Below are 5,565 nucleotides of genomic sequence, written 5' to 3'. Positions count from 1 at the left end.
CGCCGTCACGGCCGCGGTCGCCTTCACGCCGCCGCCCCGGCGCGGGGCGTCGACCCGGACGTACGGACCGTCGTCGATGCCCCGGGCGCGGGCCGCCTCGGACTCGGCGTGGGCTCCCTCGGCGGGGAGGCCGAAACGGGGGGTGTCGTGCACGAAGGTGCGGGTGACGAGCCTGCCGTCCGGGATGCGGCGGCGGACGCGGTGGAGGTATCCGGCGCTCTCCAGCGTGCGCAGCGCCCCCATGATCGAGGCTTCGCCGTCGAGAAAGACTCCCGTCAACCCTCTGATGCTGAAGTCACTCGATGGAGGAGCGTTCAGCGCCCACATCAGAAGGGCCGCCGGAAGGGACCCCAACTGGGCGGTTAGCGCGAGATGTTCACGGACGCCCGGCCGTTTGCGGGCCGTACGGACGTGGATGATGCCGCGACCGAAGGGGGACTTGGCGGCGGTGGGGGTAACCTGGGTCTCAGCCATGGGGAAGTTGTGGCTTCCTACTTGGTCAGGCCCTCGCCCGGGAGTGCGAATCCCGGCGGGGGCCGACTCATGTCTGCCGCTAGGACCGGCGCAGCACCTCAGCCGTGTGGCGAAGTACGGGCACCGGAACGGCACTTGTCGGCGCGAGCCTATTGCGTACCTGACCAGCCCAAACGCCGATCCCGGCTTCTTTCACCCGACCGGGTGAAGCCCCGCCTGTCCGCCCGAAGCCGCGTCCGAACACGCCACCGGGCCCGCCTCGCGCGCGCACGACCCGCACGAGGCCACCAAGGCCAGGGGGGTCGGTTCTTCTTTCCCCTTCCCTCCCCAAGGAACAAGACCGGGAGGTTCCGTCGCCGCCCGCCCCGACACGGTCGGACTCGTTTCCGGTCAGCGGCGACACGGCACACCGCGACTCGGTGCGACCTGCGACTTTGCCCCCGAGGGGGCAAAGCGCCGGGTCTCTAGCGGGGTTGCGGAACCGGGGACAGATCGACGCCCTCCGCCCACCCCAGCTCCGCGAGCACCTTGCGCTCGGCGAGCAGCCCGTGGTCGGGGAGGCGGAAGCGGGAAGCGTCGTAGAGGAATGTGCGGGTGGCGAGGCGGCCGTTGGGGAGTCTCACCCGGCGGCGGTGAAGGTATCCGGCGGCTTCGAGGGTGTTCAGCGCGCCGGAGAGCCGCGCGACGCCCTCGCGGAAGTGCTCGTGCAGGTCCTTGATCCCGAACACGGCGTGCGGCGGCACGGACAGCCCGTACAGGAACACCGCGAGAGGCAGCGCGCCCCACTCGAAGCCGAGGAGCACAAGCTCGGCCTCCGCGAAGTCCCTTGTACGGACTCGTACATGAAGGACGCCGCCGGTCCGGTCAAAACGCTCGACAGGCACGATATGAGGCATGGCCGCGCACTTCCTCTTCGGTTGCGGGGCTTGCGAGCGTACGAGCGCCGCCGGGGGCCCGGCGGCCTCGTCCGCCCACGTTCACCGTGCCGAGTGAAGGGGCTCTATCGCCCAAGGCCCCTCACGCGTAAGGGTCGAAGGCGATCCCCGCCGGTTTCGCCTTCTCCAGGTGGCTGCCGAAGGTGTCGTCGCGGATGCCGAGTGTGGCGGAGCCGAAGTCGGCGGCGGTCAGCTTCTCGCGGATGCCGGGCGGGTAGCCGTCCCAGCCGACGACGGGCGGACGCTGCCAGGTGCCCTTGTGGTTCTCGGGGGGCTCGTCGCCGCCGTTGTTCTTGGCGGAGCGGAAGCAGTGCGTGCTGATGCCGTCCTTGTGGTAGACGACCTTGGCGTGATTGCCCTCGAAGGGGAGCGAGTTGGCGGCGTGGACGACGAACCCGCCGTGCTGCGAGGTGGACACGTACTCCACGCGGCCCGCGCGCACCCACACGACGTTGTGCTCCCAGTCGTGCCGGTGCCCCGCGCTGCCGCCGCCGAGCGCGGCCTGGTCCTTCTCGAAGTACGAGGCGTAGACGATGGCGCACCAGTCGCCGTCGCACTTCGTCCGGGAGTACACGTTGACGTTGTCGAGGTCGGAGGCGTCCCTGCACTGCCCGTTGACGTCCCCGCCGATCTTCAGCCCGCCGTTGAGCGTGCCGTCAGGGCCGATCGCGGTGCTCGCGTAGCACCCGTCCTTGTCGTAGTCGTAGTCCGGCTCGTACGTCTTCTCCATGGCGCTCGCGTTCTCGGGCAGCGCGCCGGGCGGATCGGCGAGCGCGGTGCCTGCGGCGGCGAGCACGGTGACGGCGCTGAGCGCGCCGAGGGTGGCGAGGCGTCTCGTGAGGTGGGGCACGGAAAACTCCCTTGGGGGTGGAAGCGACGTGTCTGCAAGGGGAGTTACCCACGCCGGGACGTCGCCCGAACCACCGCGCGAGGACGGGGACATGACACCTGTGCGACGTCACGGGGGTACACCTCGGACGCGGACCGCACTCCGGCCGCCGCCTCGAAATATGGGGCGTTCATGGGCCGTCCATGACGCGAAAGGGGTGGATACCGCACCCCCCGCGCCTTACCCTGCACGCGTTCGTATCGGGACGGTCCGGGGGACGGTTCGTTGGCGTCGGATGACGCGGTGCTCGGGTGTACGGGGGAGGTCGTCGTGGCGACCCGGGGGCCCGCGGGGGCCGGGGAAGTGCTCGTGGAGGTGCGTGGCGGGCGGGAGTTGTTCCTCGCCTGGTCCGAGGCGCCGATCGCGCGCGGCACCCGCGTGCTCGTCGTCGGCTCGCGCGGTACGCGACAGATCGACGTGGTGCCCTGGGACGACCCGCTCGACGGGCTCCTCGGCCCGCACACCTGAACCAGTCAACTCGGGGGGAATCACCATATGTTCGGCTACCGCGTACCCGCGCCCGACCAGGCCATGCTCATCTCGGGCGGCAAGCGCGGCCTCGGCGGCGCGCCCTTCCGGGTCGTGACCGGGCACGGCAAGCTCGTGCTGCCCATCATCCGCAAGTCCCGCTTCCTCTCGCTCGCGATGGCCGAGTCCGAGGTGGTCGAGAAGTGCGTGACGCGCCAGGGCATCGCCCTCACCGTGCGCGCGGTCATCGCCTTCAAGGTCGGCAACGACGTCGAGTCGATCGTCAACGCCGGTCAGCGCTTCCTCTCCGACCAGGACCAGATGTCCATCCTCACGGGCCGCATCTTCGCCGGTCATCTGCGCAGCATCATCGGCTCGATGACCGTCGAGGAGATCGTCACCGAGCGCCAGAAGCTCGCCACCGAGGTGCTCGACACCTCGAAGGCGGAGATGGCCTCGATCGGCCTGCACGTCGACTCGCTCCAGATCCAGTCCATCGACGACGGCGACACCGGGTACATCGAGGCGATGTCCGCGCCGCACAAGGCGAACATCCAGCGCGCCGCGCAGATCGCGCAGGCCCAGGCCACGCAGGCGGCCTCCGAGGCGCAGCAGGAGGCGACGCGCAAGCAGGCCGAGTACGCGCGCGAGACGGCGATCGTGCAGGCCAAGTACAACGCGGAGGTCGACCAGGCCCGGGCGGCGGCCGAGCAGGCCGGGCCGCTCGCGCTCGCCCACGCGCAGCAGGAGGTGCTGGCCGCGCAGACGGAACTGGCGCAGCGGCAGGCGAAGTTGCGCGAGGAGCAGCTGGTGGCCGAGGTGGTCAAGCCCGCGCAGGCGGAGGCCGAGCGGATCAGGCTCGTCGCGCAGGCCGAGGCGGAGCGGATGCGCATCCAGGCGGAGGCGGCGGCGTCGAACGACCGCGTCGCCCTGGACCGGATGCTCATCGACCAGCTCCCGATGATCGTCAAGGAGGCGGCGGGCGGCCTCTCCGGCGCCAACGTCAACGTCCTCAACGGCGCCGACGGCCTCGGCGAGATCGCCGCGGGACTGGTGAGCCAGGGCCTGACCATCCTCGACTCGGTCCGCGGCAACCTCACCACCACCGACGACCGCCCCGAGCCGGGCTCCCCCCGCCCGGGCACGGCCATCGACATCAGCTGACGTACTCCGCGGGGGTACCGGCGCCGCGCGCACCCTCGCGTCCCCGGCCCGGCTCCCCCGCACCGGCGGTCCCGGCCGTCCCCGCGCCCCCAGCGGCCCCGTCCCCCCACGTCCCCGCGTACAGCCCCACCAGCACCAGCGCCTGCATCCCCACGATCAGCGCCTGTGTCGCGGGCGTCTTCACGTCGAGCAGCACCATCGACGTGTTCACCGCGAAGTGCACCGCCATCGAGGCGACGATCCCGGCCCGCTCGTACGCGAAGCAGCACAGCATCGCCATCGGGATGTTGCTGAGCGCGAAGAAGAGCCCGCCGGGCGTGAAGAGCCCGAGTTCCTTCTGCACCGTGCCCTCGATGAAGAAGAGCGGCAGGTGCCACACGGCCCACACCACGCCGAGCACGAGCGCGACCGGCACCCGCCCCGCCCGCTCGCGCAGCCTCGGGTACGCGGTCCCGCGCCAGCCGGCCTCCTCCGAGAGCGGCCCGGCGACGACCATGCTGACGAGGAACGCGGCGGGTCCGGCCTCGTCGAGCGCGTCCCGCGCGGAGTCGAGGCTCAGCGCCTCGCCCGCGGCGTGCGCGAGGAGGGCCCCGCCGACGACGGTCGCGGCGCCGAGCAGCAGGAGCAGCGGCGCGCGCCACAGCGTCCCGCGCGCGGTGCGCACCACGTACGCCGGTACGGGCTCGCCGCGCCGCCTGCGCCGCACCCGTACGACGAACGCGGCGATCAGCGGCGCGAAGGCCCCGAGCAGGTACGGGCCCGCGGCGGCCGACTTCATGGCGTCCCCGCCGATGGCGAGGGCGGCGCCCCAGCAGCCCCAGGCGACGAGGAAGGCGAGGACGAAGTAGAGGGGGAGGTCGTGGCGGGGGGCGGGACGGGGGTCGCGGTGGGGGGCGCTGCGAGGTGCGGGTGCGTGTGTTGTGGGCATGCCAAAGGAAACTCTCTGTGCGAGGTGGAAGAAGTCCGGTGGTGCGGAGGTGGTGGCGCGGGGCCCTCTGTCAGTCCGCCGCCGCGGACCGCCCCTTGAGCCGCTGCGCGAGCCACCCGCTCACCAGGGCGATCAGCTCCGCGTCGACGGGCTCGCGCAGCAGTCGGCCGTACGCGCGCAGAGACGGCCTGCCCGGATCGCGGCGCAGCACGTGGGTGAGGTCGGGGACGCGGTGGATGTCGGCGGGGCCCGGCACGAGGCGGCGGATCTCGTCGAGGTCGGCGGGGCTGACCTGCACGTCCTTCGCGCCGGTGACGGCGAGGACGGGGGCGTGGATCGCGGCGAGGTCGTCGCGGCTGTCGTGGGCGAGGTTCTCCCGCATCCAGCGCGCGTTGAGCGGTACGCCGAGGACGCGCGTGACGTCGGTGGTGCCGCTCCGCACGCGCGCGAGGACGCGCCGCCCGGCCACGAAGGCGGGCCGCCGCAGCCCGCGCAGGGGCGCGGGCAGTCCTCGTACGAGCGAACGCGCCTGCCAGCGTAGGGCGGAGTGGCCGTCGCGCGCGTACCCGGCGAGGAGGACGGCGGCCCGGACCTCGCGCGGACGGCGTGCGGCGAGGCTCATCGCGTGCAGAGCGCCTTCGCTGTGGCCGAGCACGGCGAGCGCGTCGGGCCGTACGGCGGGGTGGGCGGAGAGGGCGCGGAGCGCG

At 72.3% G+C, this 5,565-nt stretch carries 6 protein-coding genes and 1 pseudogene; 2 read left to right on the top strand and 5 right to left on the bottom strand.

Annotated features, from left to right (window positions below):
• From G3I42_RS25245 to G3I42_RS25235, 3 genes and pseudogenes are all read right to left on the bottom strand, one after another.
• Positions 1-279: pseudogene (locus G3I42_RS25245) on the bottom strand (hypothetical protein); the annotation flags it as partial.
• 659 nt (positions 280-938) lie between these two features.
• Positions 939-1,370 (bottom strand): hypothetical protein, encoded by a 432-nt coding sequence (locus G3I42_RS25240; RefSeq protein ID WP_164289601.1) that lies wholly within the window; start codon positions 1,368-1,370, stop codon positions 939-941.
• A gap of 121 nt (positions 1,371-1,491) precedes the next feature.
• Positions 1,492-2,259 carry an NPP1 family protein gene (locus G3I42_RS25235; RefSeq protein ID WP_164289599.1) on the bottom strand — a complete coding sequence of 256 codons (768 nt, stop codon included), beginning with the start codon at positions 2,257-2,259 and terminating at the stop codon, positions 1,492-1,494.
• Between the two features lie 264 nt (positions 2,260-2,523).
• Between G3I42_RS25235 and G3I42_RS25230 the strand changes: the two genes are divergently transcribed.
• The gene (locus G3I42_RS25230) at positions 2,524-2,766 is read left to right on the top strand and encodes a hypothetical protein (protein ID WP_203607315.1); all 243 of its coding nucleotides are present in this window, start codon (positions 2,524-2,526) and stop codon (positions 2,764-2,766) included.
• A gap of 27 nt (positions 2,767-2,793) precedes the next feature.
• A complete protein-coding gene (locus tag G3I42_RS25225; RefSeq protein ID WP_164289597.1) occupies positions 2,794-3,930 on the top strand; it encodes a flotillin family protein in 1,137 nt (378 codons plus the stop codon).
• On the opposite strand, the gene G3I42_RS25220 is transcribed toward G3I42_RS25225, so the two are convergent.
• A complete protein-coding gene (locus G3I42_RS25220; RefSeq protein WP_164289595.1) occupies positions 3,923-4,858 on the bottom strand; it encodes a CPBP family intramembrane glutamic endopeptidase in 936 nt (311 codons plus the stop codon). The genes G3I42_RS25225 and G3I42_RS25220 overlap by 8 nt on opposite strands.
• A 70-nt stretch (positions 4,859-4,928) precedes the next feature.
• Positions 4,929-5,565, bottom strand: a 637-nt coding sequence (locus tag G3I42_RS25215; RefSeq protein ID WP_203607314.1) for an alpha/beta hydrolase, incomplete at its 5' end; no start/stop codon positions are given.

This window comes from Streptomyces sp. SID11385 (assembly GCF_010548245.1).
In the GTDB taxonomy this organism is placed as follows: domain Bacteria; phylum Actinomycetota; class Actinomycetes; order Streptomycetales; family Streptomycetaceae; genus Streptomyces.
This window is presented reverse-complemented; position numbering and strand designations above follow the sequence as displayed.